The organism is Roseibium sp. Sym1, from assembly GCF_027359675.1.
Classification (GTDB): domain Bacteria; phylum Pseudomonadota; class Alphaproteobacteria; order Rhizobiales; family Stappiaceae; genus Roseibium.
Genome location: NZ_CP114786.1, coordinates 1,716,170 through 1,742,651, shown reverse-complemented (window position 1 = coordinate 1,742,651; position 26,482 = coordinate 1,716,170). Strand labels below are relative to the sequence as shown.

General features: G+C 61.4%; 32 protein-coding genes. 7 read left to right on the top strand and 25 right to left on the bottom strand.

Features of this window, described 5'->3' with window-relative positions:
* The first annotated feature begins 108 nt into the window (after positions 1-108).
* Complete coding sequence (locus O6760_RS07975) at positions 109-639, top strand: gamma-glutamylcyclotransferase (RefSeq protein ID WP_269584952.1); 531 nt, start codon at positions 109-111, stop codon at positions 637-639.
* Positions 640-754: 115 nt separating this feature from the next.
* Here the strand turns inward: O6760_RS07975 and O6760_RS07970 are convergent, their stop codons facing one another.
* The 5 genes from O6760_RS07970 to ftsE form a co-directional block, all read right to left on the bottom strand.
* Positions 755-1,126 (bottom strand): hypothetical protein, encoded by a 372-nt coding sequence (locus tag O6760_RS07970; RefSeq protein WP_269584951.1) that lies wholly within the window; start codon positions 1,124-1,126, stop codon positions 755-757.
* A gap of 314 nt (positions 1,127-1,440) precedes the next feature.
* Complete coding sequence (locus tag O6760_RS07965) at positions 1,441-2,217, bottom strand: lysophospholipid acyltransferase family protein (RefSeq protein WP_269584950.1); 777 nt, start codon at positions 2,215-2,217, stop codon at positions 1,441-1,443.
* Between the two features lie 56 nt (positions 2,218-2,273).
* Entirely contained in the window at positions 2,274-2,963 is a 690-nt protein-coding gene (locus O6760_RS07960) for a YdcF family protein (RefSeq protein WP_269584949.1), read from the bottom strand.
* Positions 2,964-3,015: 52 nt separating this feature from the next.
* Positions 3,016-4,065, bottom strand: a complete 1,050-nt coding sequence (locus tag O6760_RS07955) for a cell division protein FtsX (RefSeq protein WP_269584948.1) — start codon at positions 4,063-4,065, stop codon at positions 3,016-3,018.
* 8 nt (positions 4,066-4,073) lie between these two features.
* The gene (gene ftsE / locus O6760_RS07950) at positions 4,074-4,733 is read right to left on the bottom strand and encodes a cell division ATP-binding protein FtsE (protein ID WP_269584947.1); all 660 of its coding nucleotides are present in this window, start codon (positions 4,731-4,733) and stop codon (positions 4,074-4,076) included.
* A 242-nt stretch (positions 4,734-4,975) separates the two neighbouring features.
* Here ftsE and O6760_RS07945 point away from each other — a divergent pair, with 242 nt between their 5' ends.
* From O6760_RS07945 to O6760_RS07935, 3 genes are read left to right on the top strand one after another with little or no spacing between them, the layout of a single operon-like run.
* A complete protein-coding gene (locus O6760_RS07945) occupies positions 4,976-5,917 on the top strand; it encodes a zinc-ribbon domain-containing protein (protein WP_269584946.1) in 942 nt (313 codons plus the stop codon).
* A gap of 2 nt (positions 5,918-5,919) precedes the next feature.
* Entirely contained in the window at positions 5,920-6,483 is a 564-nt protein-coding gene (hpt, locus tag O6760_RS07940; protein WP_269584945.1) for a hypoxanthine phosphoribosyltransferase, read from the top strand.
* A gap of 2 nt (positions 6,484-6,485) precedes the next feature.
* Positions 6,486-6,881, top strand: a complete 396-nt coding sequence (locus O6760_RS07935; RefSeq protein WP_269584944.1) for a response regulator — start codon at positions 6,486-6,488, stop codon at positions 6,879-6,881.
* Between the two features lie 102 nt (positions 6,882-6,983).
* Here the strand turns inward: O6760_RS07935 and O6760_RS07930 are convergent, their stop codons facing one another.
* The 6 genes from O6760_RS07930 to argH form a co-directional block, all read right to left on the bottom strand.
* Positions 6,984-7,253 (bottom strand): hypothetical protein, encoded by a 270-nt coding sequence (locus O6760_RS07930; RefSeq protein WP_269584943.1) that lies wholly within the window; start codon positions 7,251-7,253, stop codon positions 6,984-6,986.
* The gene (locus tag O6760_RS07925; protein WP_269584942.1) at positions 7,253-7,837 is read right to left on the bottom strand and encodes a Panacea domain-containing protein; all 585 of its coding nucleotides are present in this window, start codon (positions 7,835-7,837) and stop codon (positions 7,253-7,255) included. Before O6760_RS07925 ends, O6760_RS07930 begins: the two co-directional genes overlap by 1 nt.
* A 275-nt stretch (positions 7,838-8,112) precedes the next feature.
* Positions 8,113-10,683 carry a TIGR02302 family protein gene (locus tag O6760_RS07920; RefSeq protein WP_269584941.1) on the bottom strand — a complete coding sequence of 857 codons (2,571 nt, stop codon included), beginning with the start codon at positions 10,681-10,683 and terminating at the stop codon, positions 8,113-8,115.
* Positions 10,684-10,820: 137 nt separating this feature from the next.
* Positions 10,821-12,095, bottom strand: a complete 1,275-nt coding sequence (lysA, locus tag O6760_RS07915) for a diaminopimelate decarboxylase (protein WP_269584940.1) — start codon at positions 12,093-12,095, stop codon at positions 10,821-10,823.
* A 49-nt stretch (positions 12,096-12,144) separates the two neighbouring features.
* Positions 12,145-12,360, bottom strand: a complete 216-nt coding sequence (locus O6760_RS07910) for a lipoprotein (RefSeq protein ID WP_269584939.1) — start codon at positions 12,358-12,360, stop codon at positions 12,145-12,147.
* A gap of 107 nt (positions 12,361-12,467) precedes the next feature.
* A complete protein-coding gene (gene argH, locus O6760_RS07905) occupies positions 12,468-13,853 on the bottom strand; it encodes an argininosuccinate lyase (RefSeq protein ID WP_269584938.1) in 1,386 nt (461 codons plus the stop codon).
* A gap of 42 nt (positions 13,854-13,895) precedes the next feature.
* Between argH and tlpA the strand changes: the two genes are divergently transcribed.
* Positions 13,896-14,558 (top strand): thiol:disulfide interchange protein TlpA, encoded by a 663-nt coding sequence (gene tlpA / locus O6760_RS07900; RefSeq protein ID WP_269584937.1) that lies wholly within the window; start codon positions 13,896-13,898, stop codon positions 14,556-14,558.
* A gap of 17 nt (positions 14,559-14,575) precedes the next feature.
* Here the strand turns inward: tlpA and O6760_RS07895 are convergent, their stop codons facing one another.
* From O6760_RS07895 to O6760_RS07855, 9 genes are all read right to left on the bottom strand, one after another.
* A complete protein-coding gene (locus tag O6760_RS07895; protein WP_269584936.1) occupies positions 14,576-14,788 on the bottom strand; it encodes a hypothetical protein in 213 nt (70 codons plus the stop codon).
* Between the two features lie 67 nt (positions 14,789-14,855).
* On the bottom strand, positions 14,856-15,194 hold the full coding sequence (locus O6760_RS07890; protein ID WP_269584935.1) for a hypothetical protein: 339 nt from the start codon (positions 15,192-15,194) through the stop codon (positions 14,856-14,858).
* A gap of 224 nt (positions 15,195-15,418) precedes the next feature.
* Positions 15,419-15,622, bottom strand: a complete 204-nt coding sequence (locus tag O6760_RS07885; RefSeq protein WP_269584934.1) for a hypothetical protein — start codon at positions 15,620-15,622, stop codon at positions 15,419-15,421.
* A gap of 69 nt (positions 15,623-15,691) precedes the next feature.
* Entirely contained in the window at positions 15,692-17,191 is a 1,500-nt protein-coding gene (locus O6760_RS07880; protein ID WP_269584933.1) for a class I adenylate-forming enzyme family protein, read from the bottom strand.
* A 4-nt stretch (positions 17,192-17,195) separates the two neighbouring features.
* On the bottom strand, positions 17,196-18,077 hold the full coding sequence (locus O6760_RS07875) for a 3-hydroxybutyryl-CoA dehydrogenase (protein ID WP_269584932.1): 882 nt from the start codon (positions 18,075-18,077) through the stop codon (positions 17,196-17,198).
* A 137-nt stretch (positions 18,078-18,214) separates the two neighbouring features.
* Positions 18,215-19,147, bottom strand: coding sequence for an electron transfer flavoprotein subunit alpha/FixB family protein (locus tag O6760_RS07870; RefSeq protein WP_269584931.1), 933 nt, complete (start codon positions 19,145-19,147; stop codon positions 18,215-18,217).
* A gap of 25 nt (positions 19,148-19,172) precedes the next feature.
* On the bottom strand, positions 19,173-19,922 hold the full coding sequence (locus O6760_RS07865; RefSeq protein WP_269584930.1) for an electron transfer flavoprotein subunit beta/FixA family protein: 750 nt from the start codon (positions 19,920-19,922) through the stop codon (positions 19,173-19,175).
* Between the two features lie 310 nt (positions 19,923-20,232).
* Positions 20,233-20,925, bottom strand: a complete 693-nt coding sequence (locus O6760_RS07860) for a hypothetical protein (protein ID WP_269584929.1) — start codon at positions 20,923-20,925, stop codon at positions 20,233-20,235.
* Positions 20,922-21,437 carry an RNA polymerase sigma factor gene (locus O6760_RS07855; protein ID WP_269584928.1) on the bottom strand — a complete coding sequence of 172 codons (516 nt, stop codon included), beginning with the start codon at positions 21,435-21,437 and terminating at the stop codon, positions 20,922-20,924. Before O6760_RS07855 ends, O6760_RS07860 begins: the two co-directional genes overlap by 4 nt.
* A gap of 202 nt (positions 21,438-21,639) precedes the next feature.
* On the opposite strand from O6760_RS07855, the gene O6760_RS07850 reads away from it, so the two are divergent.
* Both O6760_RS07850 and O6760_RS07845 read left to right on the top strand, forming a co-directional pair.
* Positions 21,640-22,245, top strand: a complete 606-nt coding sequence (locus tag O6760_RS07850) for a hypothetical protein (RefSeq protein ID WP_269584927.1) — start codon at positions 21,640-21,642, stop codon at positions 22,243-22,245.
* A gap of 153 nt (positions 22,246-22,398) precedes the next feature.
* Positions 22,399-22,656, top strand: coding sequence for an RT0821/Lpp0805 family surface protein (locus O6760_RS07845; RefSeq protein WP_269584926.1), 258 nt, complete (start codon positions 22,399-22,401; stop codon positions 22,654-22,656).
* A gap of 28 nt (positions 22,657-22,684) precedes the next feature.
* Here O6760_RS07845 and O6760_RS07840 read toward each other — a convergent pair whose 3' ends face one another.
* The 5 genes from O6760_RS07840 to O6760_RS07820 are packed head-to-tail and all read right to left on the bottom strand — an operon-like array spanning position 22,685 to position 26,442.
* Positions 22,685-23,377, bottom strand: coding sequence for a rhomboid family intramembrane serine protease (locus O6760_RS07840; RefSeq protein WP_269584925.1), 693 nt, complete (start codon positions 23,375-23,377; stop codon positions 22,685-22,687).
* Positions 23,378-23,425: 48 nt separating this feature from the next.
* Positions 23,426-24,001, bottom strand: a complete 576-nt coding sequence (locus O6760_RS07835) for a cob(I)yrinic acid a,c-diamide adenosyltransferase (RefSeq protein ID WP_269584924.1) — start codon at positions 23,999-24,001, stop codon at positions 23,426-23,428.
* A 34-nt stretch (positions 24,002-24,035) separates the two neighbouring features.
* Entirely contained in the window at positions 24,036-24,233 is a 198-nt protein-coding gene (locus O6760_RS07830) for a twin transmembrane helix small protein (protein WP_269584923.1), read from the bottom strand.
* A 54-nt stretch (positions 24,234-24,287) separates the two neighbouring features.
* Entirely contained in the window at positions 24,288-25,160 is an 873-nt protein-coding gene (locus O6760_RS07825) for an SDR family oxidoreductase (protein ID WP_269584922.1), read from the bottom strand.
* 43 nt (positions 25,161-25,203) lie between these two features.
* Positions 25,204-26,442 carry a ubiquinone biosynthesis hydroxylase gene (locus tag O6760_RS07820; protein ID WP_269584921.1) on the bottom strand — a complete coding sequence of 413 codons (1,239 nt, stop codon included), beginning with the start codon at positions 26,440-26,442 and terminating at the stop codon, positions 25,204-25,206.
* Positions 26,443-26,482: the final 40 nt, after the last annotated feature.

Genomic DNA, 26,482 nt, shown 5'->3' with positions numbered 1-26,482 from the left:
GCTTCGAGTTTATCGGTTCCGGCACAAACGCGCAGCATCGAAGGCGCCATTGAATTGGCCGGTGCGGCTTGTTATCTCCGCATCAGCGGGAACAAGAGACAGGACGATATGAGCGATTTTTGGGTCTTTGGCTACGGGTCTTTGATGTGGAACCCCGGATTTGACTTCCTGCGTGCGGAACGGGCCCTTTTGAGGGGCGCTCACCGGTCGCTCTGCGTCTATTCCTGGGTCCATCGCGGCACCCAGGAACGGCCGGGACTGGTGTTCGGGCTGGACAATGGCGGCGCCTGCCAGGGCATTGCCTACCAGGTTGCCGAAGATATCTGGCCACAGGTGCTGGACTATCTGCGCGCGCGTGAACAGACCACCATGGTCTACAAGGAACACCATCATCATATCGAATTCGACAGTGGCGAGAAGGTCCAGGCCCTGGTCTACATGGTCGACCACAGCCATCAGCAATATGCCGGCGCACTGCCGCTGGAAGATCAGCTTGAAATCGTGAGGGGGGCCGTCGGAAAATCAGGCGAGAACCCCGAATATATCATCAACACCGCGGCTCACCTGGCGGAGATGGGCATCCGGGACACCGGGCTGGCCTGGCTGGCGGACCGCCTCAAGGGCCTGCCCGAAAACTGAAATCCGCCGTGCGGGATCTTGCGCGGCGTGCCCGGCCGGAAACCGTGCGGACCGCAAACAAGAAAGGCCGTGCGCAATGCACGGCCCTTTCTTTTTCAACGATCGTGTCGCGCCGTCAGTGGTGCGGAAAACCGGCCTTGGCAGTGCCGTTCCAATCGCCCAGGAAAGGCAGGATCAGGACATTGCCGCCCTGCCTGGCATTCGTCAGCTCGCGCACGGGCACCCTTTCTTCACCGTTGAGGTCGCCGTAGGCCTGGCGGGGGAAATCCGCGGTCGCAGAAGGTTTGACAATCTGGACACGATTGCCGCGCGCGGCGCGCAGGGCCTTTTCATTGGCAATCTGCATCTGACGGACGGACACGGGTTCGTCGCCGGACAAGTCGCCATAGGCCTGGCGCGGGAAATCCGCAAATGCCGACCCGATCGCAGCGCTGGAAACGACGCCGGCCGTCAGCAAGGTGGCGATAATTTTTCTGGTTGTACGCATGTTAAAGCTCCGTGTGTTGGTTTGACCGGACAGAACCACTCTTCTTTCTTGCTGAGCGGCCTCATCTGACCGGTATACGTCGTGACACACCGAATATGGGAAGTTTATACAAACAAAAAATAGTCATAACTCGCCTGTGAAGGAAAAGTTATTACAAATAAAAGAAATCACAGCCCCGTGTTTTGTGAGTTACTTATTTTTTACTTGAAATACCGTCCCGGGAAGCACCATCCGTGTGAAAGCGCATACGGACATCATTCTCCCCCGGCGGGCGCCCCGCGCCATCTGCCGCAGGACTTCATGCGTTCACGCGCTTAACCGGCCTGAGCCTGCCTGCGCGCATCCACCTGGTCGAGGACCGGCGACGGCCGTCTTGCCTGGCGGGCTTCCTCAAGCAGACGGTCGCTTGCCGTTTCGATGTCGGACACCATGCGCTGGTAAAAGGCATCCGGCTTCAGACCTGCCTCGATCGGCGGCAGGATTTCCACGATCACGGTTCCCGGATGGACCGTCCAGGACGACCGCGGCCAATAGAGGCCCGCATTATGGGCGATCGGTACCACCGGACATTTCAGGTCGCGGTAGAGATGGGCGATGCCGAACTTGTACTTCGGCTCGGCACCGGCAGGCCGGCGTGTACCTTCCGGAAAGATCAGGATCTGGCGCTTTTCCGCGATCGCTTCCTTGGCCGCTTCCATCATGGCCGCCAGCGCTTCGGACCGTTTGCCCCGGTTGATCGGGATCTGCTTGAACTTGGCCGTGTACCAGCCGAAAATCGGAATCCAGCGCAACTCCCGCTTCAAAATGAACGTCGGACTGGTGAAGAGCGGGATCATCGCAACGGTTTCCCATGCGGACTGGTGTTTCATGGCCGCGATGAAACCGCCCTCGGGCAGGTTTTCCTTACCCCGAACCTCGACCCGGATGCCCGCAAACACCCGCATCAGCAGTTGCAGGATCCTCGACCAGGTTGGCACCACCCACCATCCCCACCGGCGCGGCAGCAGCATCACGGGGGAAAACAGGATCATCAGAACCAGGGTGACGAAATAGAACAGGACCTGAAACAGGGTAGAACGCAGAAGAAGCATGGCACCGTAATCGCGGATCTTGGGCGGTCGGCCGGAATGCCGCGATCAGGCCCGCTTCAGCGCGCCCCCTTCACAGTAATCCGGAGTCGGGCGAGGATATACTTCACATATTCACGCATGAGAAGCCGCATCGTCGCCGGTTCCTGGTACCAGGACTCCAATTTCAGGTCCTTGGAGAAGACCGGATAGGCAATCAGATCGACATCCGGCAACGCGCCGGACAGTTCCGCCTCGGCCCTGGGAAGATGATAGGCGCTTGTGACGACGAGGAGGGAACCGAAGCCGTTTTTCTTGACCCAGGCCGCCGTTTCCGCGGCATTTCCGGCCGTGTTCAGCGCGACCCGGTCAAGATCGACGCTGGCCTTTTCCAGCGGCATGGCCGATGCGGTCACCGCTGCCAGCTGTTCCCGGGTGGTGCCCGGGTGAACGCCGGAAATCAGCAGCCGGTTGGCCCGGCCCTCTTCCAGGAGGCGCACCGCTTCGCTGACACGGGCGTGTCCTCCGGTCAGGACAACGATGGCATCGGCATTCGCGGAGCTTGGCACCTTGGCCGTCGCGATCGTGTGGGCAAACAGTGCAAACTGTCCGATTGCGCCGGCCAGCAACGCGGTCAGGACAGCCACGAAAACGATGCGCAGTCCGAACCGCTTTCTGGGCGCCGGCGCGGACACGGTCGCGCCACGCTCCACGGAAACCGGAGCACCGTCCTCCAAAGCAGGGTCTATGACTGTGTCAGCATGTGTCATGGCGCGACTATGATAGGTGATTCGGCCAATTTCACGGCATTTACACAGAAAATCAATCCACTTTCGCCAGATGCGCCTTGACCGCGAGGCCCGACGTCAGCGCCGTGAGAATGGCGACGAGGAAGACGACACCGAAAACACCAAGATATCCGGGCAGGCTCACCGAGATGCCACCGAACAGCGCCGACAGCTGGTCCGACCCCGCCTGGCCGGAGCTTTGCCGGGTGAACATATCAAGGACCGCAAAGCTCAGGATCGCGGCCAGCCCCCCCGAGACACCGCCCTTGAGGCCAAGCATGAGAAAGTGCCTCTGGAATTCACGGGCAATGAAGCTGTCCTCGGCTCCGACGAAATGCAGCACCGAAACCACGTCCTTATTGCCTGCCATGGCCGCCTGCGTGGCAAAGACCACGCTCAGGACCATCGACCCGAGCACCAGGACCATGATGGCGACACCGCCCGCGACGACCGCTCCGGCCATGGCGGACAGGCGCGAGGTCCACACGGAATGGTCATCGACGCTGGCACCGGTCACGTTTTCCGACACGACCGACCTGAGCTGGGCAAGATTGAGCAGCGTCGGATCGCCGACTGTGATCTGGATCAGCCGCGGCACGGGCAGGCCTTCAAGCTCCAGCCCCTCCCCGAGCCAGGGCTCCAGCAGGGACTTTGTCTCGGCGTCCGACAACGCCCGGACAGTGTCGATGCCTGGAAATTCCTGTGCCAGCGCGACGGCCTTGTCGATCTCGCGCAGCATGTTGACGCCTTCAACCGGCCGGATCTGGATGGTGATTTCGCGCACCAGGTCGTTCTGCCAGGCATCGGCGGCATCCCACACGACCGACACCGCGCCGACCGTGAGGCAGGCGAGGAAGCTCATGATCGCCACCACCAGCGTCAGCGCCCGTCCGGCCACCGACTGCGGCGGCACGATCGCCGCGGCGGGCCGCAGCTTCGCGTCGTCGCCCTGGGGCTCCTGCTTCGGTTTCGGTGACGCCTTGCGCACCGGCCGCTTCTTGCGCTTGGGACGCTCGGTACGTTTCGGCGGCTTGACTGCGGCAGCAGCGCCCTTGGTTTTATCGGTGTCGTCGGACTGAACCATTGTGCCGCCTAGTCGAATATTGAAAGGCGCCCGTCCGCAAGCACCATGCGGCGGGCATCCACCTGTTCCAGCAGCGCGATGTCGTGAGTCGCGATGACGACGGACGTGCCGAGTTTGTTCAATTCGATGAACAGACGCAACAGACGGCGGGCAAGAGGCGGGTCGACGTTGCCTGTCGGCTCGTCGGCGAGAAGCACTTCCGGGCGCGTGATCAGGGCCCGCGCGATCGCGGCACGCTGTTTTTCCCCACCGGACAGGACCGGCGGCAGCACATGCATGCGGTCGCCGAGCCCGACCCATTTCAGAAGGTCGATCACGTCCGAGCGGTACTCTGCTTCCTCCTTGCCGACGACCCGCAGCGGCAAGGCGACGTTTTCATAGGTGGTCAGGTGGTCCAGCAAGCGAAAATCCTGGAAGACGACGCCGATCTTGCGCCTGAGTTTCGGCAATTCCTGTTTATCCAGCACGCTCAGGTCCCGGTTGAACACCTTGATGAGCCCGCGGGTCGGCCTCAACGACATGAACAGGAGCCGGATCAGGCTGGTCTTGCCCGCACCCGAGGGACCGGTCAGGAACTGGAACGACTGCGGTTCGATCTCGAAACTCAGATCACGCAGGATCTCCGGGCCCATGCCATATCTCAATCCGACATTTTCAAAGCGGATCACGAAATCACTCCTGTCGACTGCACCGGTTGCCGTGCTCAATCATAATGGTGGGTACGGTTCTTAATTGCATCCCGCTCTATAGCCTGGCCGTTAACGCTGCATTAAACATATAAAGGTCCAGTAGGGACCTGAAACCCCGACATCCGATTTGCTGGCCTTTGTCCAATATTTCGTGCCGGATTTCGACCCTGTCGGTTCCCGTCAGAACCGTTTGAGCATGCCATGACGAAAGGTCTTCGCGCATGAAGATCAAATGTCCGGACTGCAGTACGTCCTACGAAATTAGTGCGGAAGCCGTCGGCGCGGAAGGCCGCAGCGTCAAATGCGCCAAGTGCGGCAACCGCTGGTTCGTCGCGCCCGAGGATGACGAGGACGGCTCGGTCGAATTCCGAGGCGGCGCGGACACACCGGAAGACATCGCCGATGCACCCGGAGAGGACTCCGGCAAGGACGAGGCGGAATGGGCTGCCGACTCCGATGACGACGGTCCCGCCTCCGCGGAGGCGACCGAAGAAGAAGACGACGACCCCGGCGATTTTGCTCCGGAACCGGCCACTTCACGTGCCAGCACCGACGAAGACAAATTTGCCGCGGACATGGAAGAGGACGAGCCGGAGGAGACCGGCAACAAGTCCGACATCGAGTCCATGGCCAAGCGGCCCAAGATCATCGTCAATCCCAACAAGTTCCGCCGAAACCATATCGGCGCGCTGCTGAACTGGCTGCTCCGGCGCAACTACCGGCGGATCGGCGGCATCGTGCTCTTCGGCGGGGCGCTCGCCGTCTGCGCCATGTTCATCCTGATGCGCGACAACGTGGTCAAGCAATCTCCCGATCTTGCCAGCCTGTTCCAGCTGATCGGTCTCGAGGTCAACCTGCGCGGTCTCGAGTTCCGCAATCTGAGGACCTTCACGGAAGTCGAGGACGGCAAACGGGTGCTGGTCGTCGAGGGATCGATCCGCAACCTGCTCGAGGAACGCAACACCGTTCCCGCGGTCCGGCTGTCGATCCGCAGCTCCGACATGCAGGAAGTCTATGCCTGGACCGTGGAACCGCGGACAAAATCGCTGAATGCACTGGACGAAACCCGGTTCAGAACGATATTAGCCGACCCGCCCGGAAATGCTTCCGACATCCAAGTCCGTTTTGTCGAGCGCGGCAAGCGCCAGATAGTTCTCGAGTAACCATGACCGCACATATTCATACCCTCTTCGATGAAGACGCCATTGCCCAGCGTGTCGACGCGCTCGCGGAGGAAATCGCCGAAGGCAGACCGCAGAACCTGTTGGTGGTGGCCGTTCTCAAGGGCAGCTTCATCTTCGCGGCCGATCTTGTGCGCGCCATGCACCGCGCGGGCCTGCAGCCGGAAATGGAATTCATCCATCTGTCCTCCTACGGGGCGGGGACGGAAGGGTCCGATACCATCCGGATTTTGCGCGATGTTGAAAGTGACGTTAACGAGCGCGATATAATATTGGTGGATGATATTCTGGAATCGGGCCGCACGCTCGCCTTTGCGCGCGAACGGCTGAGTGACCGGGGCGCTCGTTCTGTCAAGGTTGCCGCCTTGCTGGACAAACCGGAGCGCCGCAAAGCTGCCATATCTGCCGATTATGTCGGGTTTGCCTGTCCTGATAAGTTTGTCGTCGGATATGGTATGGATATGGGCCACGCTTGGCGGCAGTTGCCCTATATTGGATACGTTGTCGTGCCCGAGGAAGGCACGGCCGACGGCAACACAGGAGAGTGAGCATGGCTCGCATTCTTCTTACCGAAGACGATGAAGCGGTTCGCAGCTTCGTGAAGCGCGCGCTCGAACTCGACGGCCATTCCGTCGAGGCGGTCGAGGATGGCGGAGAAGCCGTGGAATCCCTGACCCGGGAAAAGGGTGCCTTCGATCTTCTTCTCTCGGACATCAAGATGCCGGTCATGGACGGAATTGCCCTGGCCCTGCACACGGCGCGCGACCATCCGCAGCTGCCGATCCTGCTGATGACCGGCTTCGCCGACCAGCGCGAACGCGCCAACGGCCTGGAATCCCTGGTGCACGACGTCATCACCAAGCCGTTTTCGCTCGCCGACATCCGCAAGGCGGTCCGCAAGGCCATCTCCGGCGAGGCGGTCCGGGAAACCCGCCGCTACGCGTAATTCAGTAAGCACACTGCAAACCGAAGTGATTGTGAACTCACACAGTTTATTTTGAGGATTTTTTTCGCGAGCAAAACGCAAGCAAGATTTAGCTTTCCCTGCTCAATAACCGAAGTTGTCTTCTTCGACGTGATCTAGAATTACGTTTTTGTTTACATCTATTTGAAAAATCACAACCAGCGGAGGATCGTTTCCGATCCGTTGCACTCTCGCATACCGAAAAGAAACTAGGTCACTTTCGAATATCGGAAATCCATAGGGATCGTGAATCAAACTTTCGATAATCGGTTCCATCGCGGCATCAATTGAACGATAGCCACCGAGTTTTTTTACAGCTTCATCGAAATTTTTCGTTGCGATAATTTGGCGCATTACTGCGACCGCCAGCGCCTTTCTATCCCCATCAACTCGAACTTTTTAAGTGCTTCGTCCGGCAGTGGAGCGTCTTCTAGGAATGCTGACTGATAAGGCATAGGATCGCCATTTTTTCGAGTTTTCCAGGCTGTTCCATGCGAGCTATCGCTAGTTTCAGTTCCGGTCATAATTCGATAATGTTCAATTGCCTCATCAATGTATTCTAAATCTTCTGGGCTGAAGTATCGCATTACAGGATCTTCTAATGCGATATGCCGTTTTTCAGTGAATTGGCCCATCTCACGCAACTCAATTCGAAGTAACCCATCGCGCAACATTTCATTAATTACCGGCGGCATTTCAACGGGAGCGGGGCCCATCTTTAACCTTTGGTATTGCCGCCCCGTAACAGGGACCATACGATCTTTGAACGATTGAAAATCTGACCGCCACAAAATCTTGTTTAGTTTTATGGCGCCAAAATAATCCAAGTCTTCGCATGCCTTGCAGACATACAGGATTGCCTCTTTCAAACGTCTTTGACCGCCTGAAAGGTGAAATTTGTAAGCACTCCTGCTAAGCGTGTCTTCGACCCAATCCATATGTGCACCGTCGAATCATATTCTAAGCAAATATATGGTTTTAATATTGACAAGACAACAACAACTCGCTATCGGGCGCTCGCAACAAATGGATTCGGCAGGTCATTGAGAGTAACTTCGGCAGGTAAGATACTGATTAAGCTAAAGAAAAAGTACTGCTGCTGAAACACGGCAAAAGCGCGAGCTCTCTCAAAAAGTAGCGTACCCGATGTAAATCACTGAGTTGATCTACAAATACAGTCGAGATTCTGTCGCCCAAAAACAAAATTTCCGGCTCAATAGCGCTTCAGCAGCCGCTCCAGATAGTCCAGTTCCAGCTTCGGACGGGACGGGTCGGAGAAACGGCGGCGCAGTTCTTCCAGGATGCGGCGGGCGCGCTGAACGTCGATCTCGTCGGGGATCTGCACCCGGTTGTTGAAATCGGGTCCTTCGGTACGGCGCGGCCGTCCGAGCGGATCCTCGTCCAGCGGCGAGGGGCCGTTGGGGGAGCCCGCGCCCTCGCCCTGGCCCATCATCTGCTCTGTCAGGCCCTGTGCGCCACGGCGCAGCGCATCGAGCGCATTGCCCTGCTGACCGAGGGCCTGCTGGCCCTCGCCCTCGCCAAGCGACTGCTGGGCATCTCCCATCGACTCGCCGGCTTCCCCGAGAGCCTGGTTCTGCCCCATCCCGTTCTGATTGAGCTGTTCCATCAGTTCCTGCAGCTGCTGGGCGAGGTCTCCCTGACCCTGTTGCAGCTGCTGCAGCATCTGTTCAAGCTGCTCCCGGGTCATCTGCTGGCCCTGGCCCTGCTGCTGCTGCTGTTGCCCGCCGCGCTGCTGTTGCTGGTCCTGATTGAACTTGTGGGTCTCGTCCATCAGCTGCTGCTGTTTCTGGATCATCTCGCCCAGCTGGTTGAGCATCTCCATCATTTCGCTGCTCATGCCGTTCGGCATCATCTGCGGCCGGCCAGCCTGCAGGTTCTCCAGCATCTGCTGCATCTGGGCCAGCAATTCGCGCGCCGCGTCCCGTGAGCCGGTGCGCGCCAGCTCCTCGATCCGGTCCAGCATCTCGCTCAGGTCCTGCTGGTTGAGCGACTGCTGATTGCCGTCGAAGGGCTGCATGGCCTGCGGGTTCTGGCGCATCTGCTCCGCCAGCGCCTGCATGTATTCGTTGAGCGCCTCGCGCAGCTGCTGCGTCAGCTTGGCGATTTCCTCGTCGCTTGCCCCTTCCTCAAGGGCCTTGCGCAGGGCTTCCTGCGCTTCGCGCAACTTCCGCTCCGCGGCGGACAGGTCCCCGTCCTCGATCGACAGGGCAAGGTCCCACAGCAGCGGCAACAGGTTTTTCAGGTCCTCGTCCGTCTGAGCCTGGACAAGTTCTCCATAGGCGAAGCGCATGCCCAGATAGTTGCGCGGCTTGAAGCCGAAGTGCTGTGGCGCCAGCATCAGCGCATCAAACGCGGTGATGACCTGGGCGTGGTTCTGCGCGTCCAGCGCCAGATTGCGGCGCTGCTCGACCACTGCCCGGGCCAGAGGCTTGCCGAACCGGCGCTGCGGCAACGTGATCCGGTAGGCAGGCGACATGCCTTCCTGGCCGGCCTGGTCCCGCGCCATCAACGTCAGGTCGATTTCGGACCCCGCCCAGGGATGGGACGTCAGGTCGCGGATGGTCTCGGCCGTCTTGGCCGTGCCGGCTCGGGAGGGCAGCGACAACGGGAACTGGGGCGCCTCCACGAGTGGCCGGGGCACGCGGTTGCCGTGGTCCGGATTGGGCAGGGGCGTGATCCGGGCTTCTGCAGCCACCACACCGTAATCGTCATTGACCAGGTAGGCGAATTTCAGGGCGCCGCTGAGTTGCTCCTCCGGGTCGTCGGTCAGGCGTATTGTCGGTGCATCGTCCGGGCGGACCGCGAAAACATAGCTCAACAGGCGCTCTTCACCGTTGAGAAGTTCCACCACCCCGGTCGTTTCCAGCTCCAGGCGGCGTTCGACCGGCAGCAGCTTCGCCAGCTCCGGATCGGAGGTTTCAGCGGTTGCCTCCGGCGCGACGACACGGGGCTCGGCCCCATCCGCACCCGCAAATGTCATGACCAGCTCGCCGGCACCCTGGCTTCTGACCACCAGGACGGACCCTTCGGGCACGGACACGGGCGCACCGGGATCGCGCAGCTGCGCGCTCTCGCCGGTCAGGTAGACCGGAGGCTCGCTGGTATAGAGCGGCGGCGTGACCCAGGCATCGAGCCGGCTGGGCGGTTCGACGGTCTTGAACGGGTTTTGAAAAGCGGAGCCGAGCCGGACCATCCGGTCACCGCTCGCCGTGGAAAACCCGATCACAATCAGGCTGGCGGCGATCACACGCAAGGCCCAGGGATCCCGCCGGAAGGCTTGCGGATCGGGAGCCTTGGTGCGGATCGACGCAACGGCTTCCGCCGTCCGGCGCTGATGCAGGGCCCAGATCGCCTGGCTTTCCGGATTGCCGGACCCGACGGACAGTTCGTCCTCGAGCGCGGTGAGGGGACGATGTTGAAAGCCGGAGGCCTTCTCGACCCGGCTGAGCGCATCCTCGCGCGACGGCCATCTGAGATTCAGAAGGTCCCTGGCCGCATAAAGTGCCGCGCCGGCAAAGACGATCACGCCGAGAGGTCCCGCCCAGGCCGGCAGGATCAGCCAGAGGCCAAGCCAGGACAGGCCGACAAACAACCCGACGACAACAAAAACAGGCAGAAGCGCGCGCCAGAGCCGTTCCACGAACAGGGCCCAGCGGCTTTGCCCGACAAGCCGGTCGAGGCGCGCCTTGATGAAGGCCCGCCAGCCATAGGACTCGGGGGATTGTGGCCTGATGGGATCTTGATTGCTGTCAGTCGGGCTCAATGGGGCCTCCGGTTGTCATCCCGAAAGCTGCCAGTCGATCACGCTACGCAGCCGCAGGACCTGTCCACCCCCACTAAGGTGAGGCAAAGGAGGCCTTCCGGCAACCTGTCGGAACAACTAATTGTCCGAAGATTGTGTCACGAACCCTTGAGCCAATCCGGAATCCGGTCCAGGCCGATCAGGTCCTCGTAGCTTGTCCGTGGCCGGACAACGGCAAATTGACCAGCATTTACGAGCACTTCCGGCACGAGAAGGCGCGAATTGTAGGTGCTGGACTGGACCGCGCCATAGGCTCCGGCGGAATAGACCGCAAGCAGATCGCCGGCCTTTACCCTGGGCATATCCCGGTCCTGGGCAAGAAAATCCCCGGTTTCGCAGACCGGGCCGACAATGTCGGCCTTGATTCGTGCGGTTTGCGCATCCGCCTCCTGCACCGGGCGAACCTCGTGATAGGCGTCGTAAAGAGTTGGCCGGATGAGATCGTTCATGGCGCCATCAACGATCACGAAGGTCTTGTCCGCACCTTCCTTCACATAGATGACCTCGGTCACCAGGATGCCGGCATTGCCGGCGATCATGCGGCCGGGCTCGAACATCACCTTGCAGTCGAGCTCCCGGACATGCTTCTTGACCACTTCGGCATAGGCGTCCGGATGCGGTGGCGGATTGTTGTCGGTGACATAGGGAATGCCGAGACCGCCGCCGAGATCGACGTGGTCGATCACATGACCCTCGGAGCGCAGTTCGGCGATCAGGCCGCCCAGCCGCGCGAAGGCATTGTCGAACGGCTCCAGCTCGGTGATCTGGGATCCGATATGCATGTCGATACCGGAAACCTTGATGCCCGGAAGCGCGGCCGCTTCGGCATAGACCTCCCGGGCCCGCTGCCAGGGAATACCGAATTTGTTTTCCGCCTTGCCGGTGGCGATCTTGGCGTGGGTCCTGGCATCGACATCCGGGTTGATACGCATGGAGACCCGGGCCGTCTTGCCCATCCGGTCGGCAACCTTGGACAGCTGCAGCAATTCCGGTTCGGATTCCACGTTGAAACACAGAATGTCTTCTTCCAGCGCATGGGCCTGTTCGGCCTCCGTCTTTCCGACACCGGAAAAGACGATCTTGTCCGCCGGCACACCGGCGGCCCGCGCCCGGCGCAATTCGCCTTCGGAGACAACGTCCATGCCGGCGCCCAGATCCGCCAGCGTCTTCAGAACCGCCTGGTTCGAATTGGCCTTCATGGCGTAGCAGACCAGCGACGGGATATCGTCGAACGCGGAGGAGAACACCTCGAAGTGGCGCGACAGCGTTGCGGTGGAATAACAGTAGAACGGCGTGCCGACCGCGCGCGCGATCTCTTCGATCGCCACATCTTCGGCGTGGAGCACGCCGTCTCTGTAATCAAAATGGTGCAAGGGACACCCTCATGCAGCTGGGCGCAGCCGAATGGCTGCCATGCCGGTCTTATTGGATCAGGAAGTCCAGGGGGAAGGACTTTTCGCTTTCCGGCGGTTCCGTTTGAGGCGGCGCCGGGGCGATTGCAGGATCGACGGCGGTTTCCGCCTGCGACGCGGCCGCGCTCGGATCGTCCAGCCCGCCCTTTCTACCGCACCCGGTCAGGGTCACGCTCAGGCAAAGACCGAGCAAGGCCAGGATTTTGAACCGGGTTGTCATTGCCATTCCGCCTCTTTGAACCGGTTGGCCCGCGTTCCGGGGATCGCGGGCTGCGTTTCGAATGCTAGCACCGGCTCTTCTCCTCGCATGAGACGGCGCATTCGGCAAGGGCTTCAGCCCCTGGCCAGCTCTTTCAGCCAGCGGCGCGCCTGTTTTCGAACATTGACCGGCGAGGTTCCGCCATAGCTTGTGCGGCTGCGCACGGACTTGTCGACCGAAAGCACCTGGAAGATTTCCCCGGTGATCTTCGGTTCGACCGCCTGCATCTCTTCCAGGGACACCTTGTGCAGCTCGACGTTCTTCTCCACCGCGATCGCCACGATCCGGCCGGTGACGTGATGGGCGTCGCGGAACGGCAGGCCGAGCACGCGCACCAGCCAGTCGGCCAGATCCGTCGCCGTGGAGTAGCCGGACCCTGCGGCCTTTTTCATGGCCTTCACCACCGGCTCCAGGTCGCGCACCATGCCGGTCATCGCGGCCAGGGCCAGGGAAATGCTGGCCAGCCCGTCGAATGCCTGTTCCTTGTCTTCCTGCATGTCCTTGGAATAGGCCAGCGGCAGGCCCTTCATCATCACCAGCAGCGCCTGCAGGGAACCGTAGATACGGCCCGTCTTGGCACGGACCAGCTCGGCGGCGTCCGGGTTCTTTTTCTGCGGCATGATCGAGGAGCCGGTCGAGAACTTGTCCGACAGCTTGACGAAGCCGAATTGCGCGGAACACCAGATCACGATTTCCTCGGCCAGGCGGGACAGGTGCATGGCCGCCAGCGACGCGGCAGCAAGAGCCTCGATCACGAAGTCCCGGTCCGACACCGCGTCGAGGGAATTGGCGGACGGACGGTCGAACCCGAGGGCGTCAGCGGTCATCTTGCGGTCGATCGGAAAGGACGTTCCGGCAAGGGCCGCCGCACCGAGCGGGCATTCGTTCATGCGCTTGCGCGCGTCGCGCACCCGGCCGCGGTCGCGGCCGAACATCTCGACATAGGCCAGAAGATGATGACCGAAGGTCACGGGCTGCGCCGACTGCAAATGGGTGAACCCGGGCATGACGACCGTGGCATGGGTCTCGGCCTTCTCGGCAAGAACCTGCATCAGCTCCGTGAGCTGGGCGTCCAGCGTGTCCAGCGTGTCACGCACCCACAGGCGGAAATCGGTGGCCACCTGGTCGTTGCGCGAGCGCGCGGTGTGAAGACGGCCGGCCGCCGGACCGATCAGTTCGGCCAGGCGTGCTTCCACGTTCATGTGGATGTCTTCCAGCGCCCTGGAAAAGGTGAATTCACCTGTCTCGATCTCTGACAGGATTGTGTCTAGACCTTGAACGATCTTGTCGGCATCGTCCCGCGTCACGATGTCTTTTTCAGCGAGCATGCGCACATGGGCTTTCGAGCCGTCGATGTCTTGCCTATATAGCTTCCGGTCGTAGTCGATGGAGGCGTTGATCTCCTCCATGATGGCGTCCGGTCCCTCGGCGAACCGGCCTCCCCACATGCGATTGCTCATGTCCTGTCCTTTAGAAGGCGCCCCGTCGAGGGGTGTGAACGAATGACCAAGCCAACCGAACCCGCAAAAAGCTCCAGACGCGGCCTTTTTGCCGCCGGGCTCGCCGGTGCAGTGGCCGCCGTAGCGGCTCTATACGTGATCGTTGGACCGAATGGCAATATCGCCGACACGCAAAGCTGCACAGCGGCACTGAACGCGGCCGGTGCCGCCAAGCCGTTCGCGACCGGAGAAGTGGCCGCGTTCCTGCCCGCGAGTGAGCCGCTCGACCTTCAGAATCTGACATTTGCGGGGGAGGACGGCCAGCCGGTGACCCTGGCGGATTTCAGGGACAAGACGGTCCTTCTCAATCTCTGGGCCACCTGGTGCGCGCCCTGCCGCGCGGAAATGCCCGCGCTGGACGAGCTGCAGGCGGATCTGGGCGGCGACGGATTTGAGGTGGTTGCGGTCAATCTCGACCGGGGCGGTCCGGACAAGCCGAAGGCGTTCCTGTCCGAAATCGGTGTCAGCGACCTCGCGTTCTACCAGGACAGTTCAAACAAGCTGCTTCAGGACCTGAGAAAGGTTGCCCGCGCGACCGGATTGCCGACCACGATCCTGGTTGGCCCCGAGGGGTGCGAGATCGGAACAATGTATGGCCCCGCCGAATGGGCATCCGGCGAGGCCAAGGCATTAATTGAATCGGTGATCAAGCCCACCGGCGCCTGACGGCGCCGTACCAGCCGTCAGACCGTGATGTCGACGGCGTTGCCGAGACCCGGAATCTGGCGCTGTTCGCGGCGGTCCTCTTCCTGGGTCGCCTGGGCGTCTTCCAGCCGTTCCGCAACCTGCCGCTCCTGATCGTTCTGATCCTTGACCGCGTTGGCGGCCAGTTCATTTCGAACACTTGCGGCGCTGTAGGCGGCCGAGGAGGAGGTGCTGTCGGATACACTCGCCATTACGGTACTCCCTTGGCGTGGTGATGGGGTTACGCCTGCGGCCGGCATTCTCCGGTCCTGCGGGCTCCTAGGCCAGAATGTTGATCTGGGTCCCGAGCCCTTCTTCCAGGCGGCGCGTTTCTGCGCGGCTTTCCAGCTGTTCAGCTTTCAGACTGAGATACTCGGCCCGGTTTGTGCTGAACTGCGCTGCGATTTGCGCTTTTTCCGCAGCTGCTTCCGACCGTTTCGCCTTGATTACCTCTGCCTGTTCGGCGATCTGCTTGGCTCTCGAAGAGTCTACGGTCGGCTGAAACGCCTGACTTGATCCATATCCTATTGCTTCAGGCATCTTCGTTCCAATCCTTGGATACGATACTGCGATATCATATTGAAACAAATAGCTGAACTTAAAGGTAAAGACGAACACTTACCTTAGGTCAGAGTTAATCGAATACTGAGGGTTGCGTGAAATTTATCTAAAATTTAACACTTTTCACGCCAAGGCATTGAAAGAAAACGATTTACGCTCCGGCTGGAACCGCGCACGCAAATCGCGACTGGGCAGCCCAGGGCCGGAAGCCGACACGAAAAGGCCGCTCGGAACGGTCCGGGCGGCTGTATCGGGTTAAGAAACGGAAAGGGGTGCCGGGATCAGGCGGTCACGTCGACGGTGCCGCCAAGGCCCGGTGCGGGCGCGGCCTGGGCCGACTGCAGGTTGTCGGCACCCTGCTGCAGAAGCGCCACCAGATTGGCATCCTGCTGGGCGGCCATTTTCAGCATTTTGGATTGCAGCGCCTGGGCCGTTTCGGCCTGGGACTGTGCAACGAATGTGTTGGCAATGCCGATGCTGTCCATCTGGAACTCCTCGATTCCCGCGCACTCTATCGGCCGCGCCTTAAACGGGCGTTAACACATGCAGCTCCGTCAGCTGCCCGGCTCGTGCCGGAGGACGGAGCGACGGACCTTGCCGGAGGGTGTTCGTGGCAAGTCTTCGAGCACGCGATAGACTTTCGGCCGCTTGTATTCCGCGAGGTTCTCCACTGCGTGCGCAGCCAGCCGGTCGGTGTCGAAACCGGCCGGGTCCACGGGGACCACGAAAGCGGTTATCAGGCTGATACCGTCGCGGGTCGGCACCGAGGTCACGGCGACCTCCTGGACCTGCGGATCGGCGGCCAGGACGCGTTCCACCTCTTCCGGCGCCACCCGGTAGCCGAAGGCGTTCATCAGGTCGTCGGCCCGGCCCTCATACCAGTAGTAGCCGTCCGCATCCACCCGCGCCCGGTCACCCGTGAGAAACCAGTCGCCCCTGAAGGCCGCCCGGGTTTCTTCCGGATTGTTCCAGTAGCTCAGCATCAGCCCGGGCTCTTCCCGGTGTACGGCCAGGAGACCCGGTTCGTTCGTTGCCGCGGCTTCCCCGGCATCGCCTGATTCGCTCAGGACCGTGACCTTGCGACCAACCTGCGGCTTGCCGGGGGAGCCCGGTTTCACAGGCACGTCCGGACCGCTGGACAGATAGGTCGAGATCTCGCTCATGCCGAGCGCCTCGTAAAGGTCACGCCCGCTTCGGGTTTTCCAGTCCTCGTAAAGACTTGCGGACAGCGCCTCGCCGGCCGTCAGTCCGTGACGCAGGTCCGGAAAGCTCCGCGGCGTGACCGCGCCGTATTTCAGGATCCGGCGGTACAGGCTCGGCACGGCGGCAAAAAGCGTTGCGCGGCTGGCGGTCAGGATGTCAGGCCAGAGATCCGGGTCGCGCGGACCGTCATAGACAATGCTGGTCGCCCCGTTTGCCCAGGGGTCCATCAGGCCCGCCCCCAGCGTATAGGTCCAGTTGAAGGCTCCGGCATGCAACAACCGGTCCCCGGCGCACATGCCGTACCAGCCACGGTCCATGGGGCGTCTCGCGGCCGCCGCCCGCTGCGCGTGCAGGACACCCTTCGGCTTGCCGCTGGTACCGGAGGTATAGATCAGGAATGCGGGATCATCCCATGCCGTGTCCGCAAACCCGCCCGGTGGCGTGCGTTTGAGTTCGGCAATCGCTTCCGGCCCGATAAAGATCACCTCACCCGGGTCGCCGGGCAGGGACGTGCCGCCGTCATGCAGAAGAAGCCGGGCACCGCTGTCCGCCAGGATCGCGCCCGCTTCAGTGCCGGTCAGTTGCGAGGACGTGGGAATGGGAACACCACCCGCGGCGATCGCACCGAAGAACAGCAGCGGAAAATCACTGGAATGTCCGATCCGCAGGAGAACACGATCCCCCCGGCGGAGCCCGGTCTCTTGCAGGCCGGCGGCAACCGCAAGCACCGCCTGCGTCAGCGCGCCGAAGCTCCACCGCTCCAGCAGAGCTCCGCCCGCACCGACCACTTCCAGCGCCGTCTTGTCCGGATCGGGCGCGGCATTGGTCAGGCAGTAACGGGCAAGATTCATTGCGTCAGCGGGTCGGAACCGGATGCTCTCCGCGGTAATCGTAGAAACCGCGCTGGGTCTTGCGGCCGAGCCAGCCGGCCTCGACATATTTCACCAGCAGCGGGCACGGGCGGTACTTGGTGTCGGCCAGGCCTTCATAGAGCACCTGCATGATCGACAGGCAGGTGTCCAGACCGATGAAATCGGCCAGCTGAAGAGGTCCCATCGGATGATTGGCGCCCAGGCGCATGGCCTTGTCGATGGATTCCACCGAACCCACGCCTTCGTAAAGCGTGTAGATCGCCTCGTTGATCATCGGCAGCAGGATGCGGTTGACCATGAAGGCCGGGAAATCCTCCGCCACGGCGATCTGTTTGCCCAGCCGGTCGCAGAAACCTTTCGACGCCTCGAAGGTCTCGTCTTCCGTGGCAATGCCGCGAACCAGTTCCACAAGCTCCATGAGCGGGACCGGGTTCATGAAATGAATGCCGATGAACCGCTCCGGGCGGTCCGTCGTGGCGGCAAGCCGGGTGATGGAAATCGACGAGGTGTTGGTTGCCAGAATGGCTTCGGGCTTCAGGATCGGGCAGAGCTGGGAGAAGATCTTGCGTTTCACCTGCTCGTTTTCGACGGCGGATTCAATCACAAGGTCCGCGTCGCGCAAAAGGTCGAGGTCTTCCGCCGGCTTGATCCGGTCCAGTGCCGCCTTGCGTTCATCTTCGCTGATCTGGGATTTGGAGACCTGGCGGGCCAGGTTGCCGTTGATCGAGGCAAGGCCCGACTCGATCCGTTCCATGGAAAGGTCGCTCAAACCCACGTCGAAGCCGGCAAGTGCGCACACATGCGCAATCCCGCTGCCCATCTGACCAGCGCCGATCACGCCGACTTTCTTGATTTCGACTGCCATCCGTAAAATCCGATCCTTAGAAACATCCCGAATGATCGGGTTGCGGCTATTTTTGGCAAGTCTTGCGCCGAACAGCAAGAACCCCGGAGCGAAAACTGTCATTCACCCCGGGGTCCGTGATCAATTTGCCGCAGGTCTTACTCGACGGCAGCCTTCAATTCGGGCAGGACATCGAAGAGATCCGCGACCAGGCCGTAGTCGGCGACCTGAAAGATCGGCGCTTCCTCGTCCTTGTTGATCGCGACGATCACCTTGCTGTCCTTCATGCCGGCGAGGTGCTGGATGGCACCGGAAATACCGCAGGCAATATAGAGATCCGGCGCCACCACCTTGCCGGTCTGGCCCACCTGCCAGTCGTTCGGGGCGTAGCCCGCGTCGACGGCGGCGCGGGACGCACCGACCGCGGCGCCCAGGGCATCGGCGACCGGCATGATGACTTCCTGGAACTTTTCCGAAGACCCGAGCGCGCGGCCACCGGAAATGATGATCTTCGCGGAGGTCAGTTCCGGACGGTCGGACTTGGACAGTTCCTCGCCGACAAATTCCGAAAGCCCGGCTCCGTCGGTACCACCGACTGTTTCGATCGTGGCCGAACCACCGGCTTCAGCGGCGGCAAACGTGGACGTCCGCACGGTGATCACCTTTTTCGGGTCACCCGACTTGACGGTCTGGATGGCGTTGCCCGCATAGATCGGACGCTCGAAGGTCTCGGCATCGACGACGGCGGTGATGTCGGAGATCTGCATCACGTCCAGCAGCGCGGCAACGCGCGGCAGGGTGTTCTTGCCGTTGGCGGTCGCCGGGGCAACGATGGCGTCATAATCGCCGGCCAGGCCGACGATCAGGTCGGCGGTCGGCTCGGCCAGCTGATGCTCGAGCGCGTCGCTTTCGGCCACCAGGACCTTGGCTGCGCCGGAAAGCTTTGCAGCCTCCTCGGCAACGCCCTGGACGCCTTTTCCGGCCACCAGGATATGAACATCGCCGCCAAGAGCCACCGCGGCGGTCAGGGCCTTGGCCGTGGCGTCGTTGAGTGCGCCGCCGGCATGTTCAGCCACAAGAAGTGTTGTCATGAGAGTTTTCCTCCTGCAGCGGTCCTTAAAGGACGCCGGCCTCGTTCTTGAGTTTGTCGACAAGCTCGCCGACCGATCCGACCTTGATGCCGGCCTGGCGCGAGGCCGGCTCGGCGGTGGAAACCACGGTCAGGCGCGGCGCGACATCGACACCGAAATCCTCGGGAGTCTTCTCGTCGATCGGCTTCTTCTTCGCCTTCATGATATTCGGCAGCGACGCATAACGCGGCTCGTTGAGGCGCAGGTCGGTCGTAACGACGGCCGGAAGCTTCAGCTTGACGGTCTGCAGGCCGCCATCGACCTCACGGGTGACGTCCACGGTGCCGTCACCGAGATCGACCTTGGAAGCGAACGTTCCCTGGCTCCAGCCGAGCAGGGCGGCCAGCATCTGGCCGGTCTGGTTGCAGTCGTCGTCGATGGCCTGTTTGCCCACGACCACGAGACCCGGCTCTTCGGCTTCGACGATCCCTTTCAGGATTTTCGCGACAGCGAGCGGTTCCGTGGTCTCGTCGGTTTTGACAAGGATGCCGCGGTCCGCGCCCATTGCGAGGCCCGTGCGCAGCGTCTCGGTAGCCTGTTGCGGCCCCACGGAGACGACGATCACTTCACTCGCCTTGCCGGCTTCCTTCAGCCGCAGGGCTTCTTCAACGGAGATTTCGTCAAACGGATTCATCGACATCTTGACGTTGGCGAGATCGACGCCGGAACCGTCCGCTTTGACGCGAACCTTCACGTTGTAGTCAATGACCCGCTTCACGGGTACGAGGATTTTCATTTGGTCTCAACCTCTTGCTGGGCCGGCTTTCACCGCACCGCATCTTCAGGCCACATCCCCCAGATGACGTTAGGTCACAAATGGCGGAAATGAGCCAACCGTGGCGCATGGCGCGGGACGGTACTGACCGATGCGGCGGCTGTCAATTGCGGTAAAAGGTCTAAGGCGGCAATTTGCCGTGCCTGGAAAAGCATGCGTCGCAATGATGATAGTTCGGCAGCGCAGCAAGGCTTGGAAAATCGGGTCTGGCGGGCGCAAAACCCTTTACGCCAGACCCTGGCCGGGGATCCCGAAGGTCCCCGGTGTTTTTTTAGATGCCTGGCGTTTCCGGAGAGAATTTGTCGGACACCGGCTCCGCGAATACCGTGGTCCAGGTTCCGTTGACGTCCCGGCACGCCGTTCCCCTGATGGACAGGTCAAGGCCGCCGAACGTGGTCTGGCGCAGATACTGCCGGCACCAGTGCCCGCTTTTGCTGCGGTAGGTCTTGATCGGGGTGAGGACCTCGCTCCAGGCGCCTTCCTGGCCGATGAGGACCGGTTCCCCGCTCACCTTGGTCTCAAGGGCCTCCTGCACCGTTTGCGCCAGCAGGATCCGTTCGGTTTCCATGTGGGCGGCCAGCGAGGACACCGCGTCGTCCATGCGCGATTGCATCCAGTAGGTGGTGAAGGCGAAGGTGCCGGCGATCAGCACAAGCGCCGCCGCCATCTGCGCGACGACACCTGTCCACGGCGCGCCCGCGCCTGCCGGACGGCTGCGCCTGGCAAATTCCCGGTCGATCAGCGACTGGAAGCGCTCCATCGAGGCATCGGGTACGGCGGCTGGTACAGCTTTCTGGAGTGCCGAGTTGTCTGCCGCCATCTGCTGCATGAGCTCCGGGCCGCCATCCAGTTTCTCGATGCGTTCGCGCAGCGCCGCGCGTTCTTCTTCGGCGCATTCCCCGTCCAGTACCTTGCCGATATCCTTGGCAAGCAGGATCTGCTCGCGCCTTTCGTCAAAAGTCATCCCACACCCCCTGGCATAGTGCGAAGCCTGGCTTGCGGCCCGGCATCCTTGGCCTCCAGCCATTCGCGCAATTTGAGCCGCGCCCGGGCCAGCCGGCTGGTCACGGTGCCGATCGGAACGCCGAGTTCCTCCGCCACGTCCTTGTAACTCCGGCCTTCCACGGCGATCTTCAACAGGACATCACGGCTGTCCTCTTCAAGTTCACCGATAAAGACCTGCACCCGCTGCAGCTCCAGACTGCTGGCCGCCGCCTTCGCGCCGTCATAGCTTTCCTCGAAATCCAGCATGGCCAGATCGAACAGCCTTGCCCGGTTGGCGGTGTCCCGGACCGTATTGAAATAGAGGTTCTGCAGGATTCGGAACATCCAGCTGTCAAGCCTGGTCGCCGGATCGAACTGGTCAAGCGACCGGATCGCACGCTCACAGGTCGCCTGAACCAGATCATCCGCCTGATCCGCATTCCGGCACAGCCTTAAAGCAAAACTCCTCAGCTTCGGGAGCAGACGGATCATCTCCGTCTTTAACATTTCTTCAGGCAAGGAGTTCTCCGCAAAACCGCTCTCACGACTAACAACACCTAATTAAACTTTTTTATCCCGACTTTTTTTGGGCTATTCTCGGGAAGAAGAAAGAACACTCGGGTGTTATGGGAGCGACGGCAGCAAAAAAGCTCTCTCGCAACGTTGCCCCCAACAGAAACCGCAAGAAACCGAATTGATGAAACCCACCCGCCAGATAACATTGCAAGACCGCCTCTCTGTGATGATTAGCGTACTGCCGGGTGCTGTGGCAGCGGTTATGGTGTTCTCTCTTGTCCTCTTCAGCCCCTTGATCGACATGAAGGACAGCATTTCCGCTGCCGCACAATCGCACGGCGAACGTGGTGGCGGAGGGGGCAAGGACCGCAGCGACAGGTCGGATCGCAATGACAAGAGCGACCGCGGTGACAAATCGGACCGCAGCGACAAGAACGACCGTAATGACAAGTCGGACCGCGGCGACAAGAACGACCGTAATGACAAGTCGGACCGCAATGAACGAAGCAGTCGTTCTGACCGGGACAGGGACAGTGATCGCAGCGCGTCATCGCAAAGCAAGTCCGAGACACGCGCTCCGGACAGTGACGACAGCACTGCAAATTCCCCGGCCAATTCCGCAAGCAACAACGATTCTGGCAACTCTGCCCAAGAAAAGCCTGGATCTGGCAGTCTTCTGCAGCGACTATTCGGCGGTCGCCAATTTTCCGGCGACAGTGAACCTTCCGGAAAGCCGCTTTCCAGGGGTCAGGAACAGGAAGCGATCCAGAACGGCTGGAAATAGATCCAAGAGGCGGGATCGGTATTGGCGGGAATATTTGGTGGGCTCCCCAAAAGGGTAGCGGTCCTAATTGTGTTCGCGGGGACGGTATCGTCCTGTTCGGCAACATCCGGACAGGTGGGCCCCGAGCCTGAATCCCTGTCCGCAGAGCCTGAATTGCAGCGCTCGGACCAGACCCTGGCCACCAGAAATCTTCAAAAAGCCCTCGAGAATTCGGTTTCCGGAAAAACGCTGAACTGGCGCAATGCGAAAAGCGGCGCAAGCGGTTCGGTCACGCCGACCAGGACCTGGAAAACCACCAGGGGAACCTATTGTCGTTCTTATAACGAAGTGATCAGGCTGGCGTCGGGGAAATCCATGCGCCGCAAGGGCGTCGCCTGCCGGCAAGCCAACGCGGTCTGGAAGGCGGCGTAGCGGTTCCGGTTGACGACAAGAACGCGGTTCAGGCCAGGTTTCGGTCAAACAACGGCACGCCCGGGCGCCTCAGCACCAGGACCAGAACGGCGCCGGCGGCCAGGCCGCCGATATGCGCGATCCAGGCGACCTGGCTGTCCGCCGCGGTGATCGCATTGAAGACCTGGTAAAGGATCCAGGCTCCAAGCAGCCAGACCGCCGTCAGGCGCACCGGAATGCGCCCCAGCACCAGCACCCAGACCTTAACCCTCGGATGCAGCATCAGATAGGCCGCGACCACGCCGGACACCGCACCGCTGGCACCGATCAGCGGAACCTCGGAATTGACGTCCATGACCGCATAGGCGAGACCGCCTGCAGCCGCGCAGACCAGATAGAAGGCCAGATAGCGCAGATGGCCCATGGCGTCCTCGACATTGTCTCCGAACACCCACAGGAACAGCATGTTGCCGATGAGATGCATGAACCCGCCATGCAGGAAGGCGTAGGTCACGACCGATGTCCACTCCGGCAGCACCTGCAACTGTGGCGCCAGGTCGCGCAGGTCGAAGAACACCACCGGGATCAACCCGAAAGAATAGGACGACGCGGCGACGGCCTGCTGCTCTCCGGCGTCCTGGAACACGAGGAAAATCAGCACGGTGACTGCGATAATGGCCAGGTTCACGTAGGGCAGGGGAACGTGGACAAGGCGATTGTGGTCATGAAGGGGAATGAACATCCGGTGGGCGGCCTCATGCGATCGGGCGCTTCGCGAGGGAAGCGAGTGTCAGCGGTTCTGCCCGGGCACCCACAGAACGTCGTCCGTCCCCTTGGCGTTCAGAAAGCGTGACGCGACGAAAAAATAGTCGGACAAACGGTTCATGTAGCGCACGGCGGCGGGATTGACCTGTTCCCGGGCACCGAGATCCACCATCAGACGCTCCGCGCGGCGCGAAACCGTTCGGGCGAGATGCAAATGCGCCGACGCCGGACTGCCGCCCGGCAACACGAATGATCGCAACGGGCTGAGATCCGCGTTGAGGCTGTCGATGGCTTCCTCGATCGCATCCACCTGGGCGTCGGTGATCCGCAACGGCTCGTACCCCAGATCCTGATCCGTCTCGGGCGTGGCCAGGTCCGCGCCGAGATCGAACAGGTCGTTCTGGATCCGGCCGAGCGTCACGTCGATCTCCGGCGCGGCTTCCGCGGTTTGCAGCCGGACCAGGCCAACCACCGCGTTGGTCTCGTCGACGGTTCCATAGGCTTCGATCCTGAGATCGTTCTTCCGACGGCGTTCACCGGACCCGAGCGCCGTGGTGCCGTCGTCTCCGGTCTTGGTGTAGATCTTGTTCAGCACGACCATTGTGCCCGCCCCCTGTTGCGTTCAAATCCGGTATTCAGTGACCGGAGCCGAAAAAATAGAGCCCGCCCATCACAAGCACAATAACCAGGAACTGTAGTCCCACGCGCCAGCGCATCAGCATCTGGGACCGGTTGGCGGGCCCGTTGCGGAACATGTTCCAGATCCCGAGCAGAAGCACAATGGCCACAGCCGCCATTCCGATCGGGATAAGCACGTTGATGAAGTCTGCCATCTTGGTTTCCTCGTGAGGCCGGCAGCGGAGGCACCGCATCACCGGCCTGAAGTCCTATTCTTCGTTGTCGGCCGCCCAGACACAGAGCCGGTCGAGAAGGCTGGTCGGCAACACCCGTTTTGCCACGGCCATGAACGTCGTCGGTACCGTGACATGATAGCGCGCTTTCGGCCGCTTTGCCTCGAGCGCATGCACCAGCTTCTTCACGACCGCTTCCGGCGGCAGCTTGAACGGCCCCGGTTCTCCCGCTTCCATGCGCACCCGGCGTTTTTCATACGTCTCACGATGTACGGAGGATTGCAGGCCCTCTGCGCCGATCCAGCGGTCGAAATTGGCCAGCGCGTTTTCGGTAAACCGCGTGTCGATCGGGCCGGGTTCGATCAGGCTGACGTGAATGCCCGACCCCTTCAGCTCCTGGCGCAACGTGTCCGAGTAGGCCTCGAGCGCAAATTTCGATGCCGTGTAGGCGCCCCGATATTTGAGCGCCACGAAACCGAGCACGGACGAACATTGCACGATCCGGCCCCGTCCATTTGTGCGCATCGCGGGAATCAGCCGTGCGGTCAGCTCGTGCCAGCCGATGAAATTGGCTTCGAACAGGGCCCGCATCGCTTTGGCCGGAATGTCCTCGAGCGCGCCCGGCACCGCATAGGCGCCATTGTTGAACACCGCCTCAAGCTTGCCGTCTGTCCGCTGCAGAACCTTGTCAGCCGCCGCCGAAATGCTGGCGCCGTCCTCGTAATCCAGTCGGATCGCCTCGAAACCCAGATCCGTCAGCCGGTCGACATCCTCCTGCCGCCGTGCCGCCGGAAACACCCGCCAGTCACGGCCGCGCAGGATATGGGCCGCCGAAGCACCGATACCGGAAGAGCAGCCTGTGATCAGGATCGAGCGCGGCTTTGAAAAGCTCTCGGGATAATCATTCATTCAAACGGAATCCGGCGGAAAGGGACGGGGCCCCGAATTCCTATCAGATTGGTTCCCCGGAAAGCAATTTCGGCACCGGGCCGGCAAAGCCCGCCGCTTCCTTGATGAAGCGGGATTTCAGCGAAGGCATGCGGTCGACAACGCCAAGACCGAAATCCCGCATGGCCCGCAGGATGTCGTTGTCGTTGGAAAACAGCCGGTTGAGCACGTCGGTGACGACGCCCATCTGGAACGTGTCGAAGCGCCGCCAGCGCTGATAGCGTTCCAGCACGTCGAAGCCTCCCAGGTCCTGCCCCAGACGGCGCGCCTCCACCAGCACCTCGGCAAGTGCGGCGACATCCTTGAAACCCAGGTTGAGCCCCTGACCGGCGATCGGATGAATGCCATGGGCCGCATCGCCAATGAGCGCGAAGCGGGGTTTGACGAAATCGCGCGCAAGTTTCAGGCCGAGCGGATAGGCCCGCCGTGGGCCGTCAAGCTCCAGCGCACCCAGGTGATGGCCGAAACGGCGCTCCAGCTCGAGCTCGAACGTGAACTCGTCGGAGCGCACCAGCCGCTCGGCGTCCGATGTCTTTTCGGTCCAGACCAGAGAAGACCTGTTGCCCGGCAGGGGCAGGATCGCGAAGGGACCGGCCGGCAGGAAATGCTCCTCGGCCCGGCCCTCATGCGGCCGCTCGTGTTTCACCGTCGTCACGATGCCGGACTGGCCGTAGTCCCAGTTGACCGTCCGGATGCCGGCAAGCTCGCGCAGCCTGGAGCGGACCCCGTCAGCGGCCACAAGAAGCCTGCTTTTCAGGACGCTGCCATCTTCCAGCTGCAGGTCGACATGATCGGCATGGCTGCGGAAGGTCTCGGCCGTCCCGGGCGCGAAAAACTCGACGCCCAGCGCCTTGGCCGCCTTGTAGAGCGCCGGCATCATCACACCGTTCGGCATCATGTGCGCAAAGGCTTCCCCTTCGCTCGCCTCGCCGCCAAAGGTCAGGAACACCGGCCGGACCGCGTCCCGCAGCTTGCTGTCCGTCACGATCATTTCGTTGATCGGCTGGGCCTTGTCCGCAATCTTCGGCCAGACGCCGAGCTGCGTGAGCATGCGCGACGCGGCAGCGGCAATCGCCGATGCACGCGGATCCTTGTGCAGGTCCGCCATCGGCTTCGGATCGACGACCGCGCAGGAGAGACCGGCATCGCCCTGTTTCAACGCGACCGCCAGCGAAAGACCCACATATCCGCCTCCTGCAATCACAACATCGAACATGTCGGTGGCACGTTTCTTCTTTGCCATTGTCTTCCGCTCCTCGCCTTCAGGTTCCCCAAAGGCATCT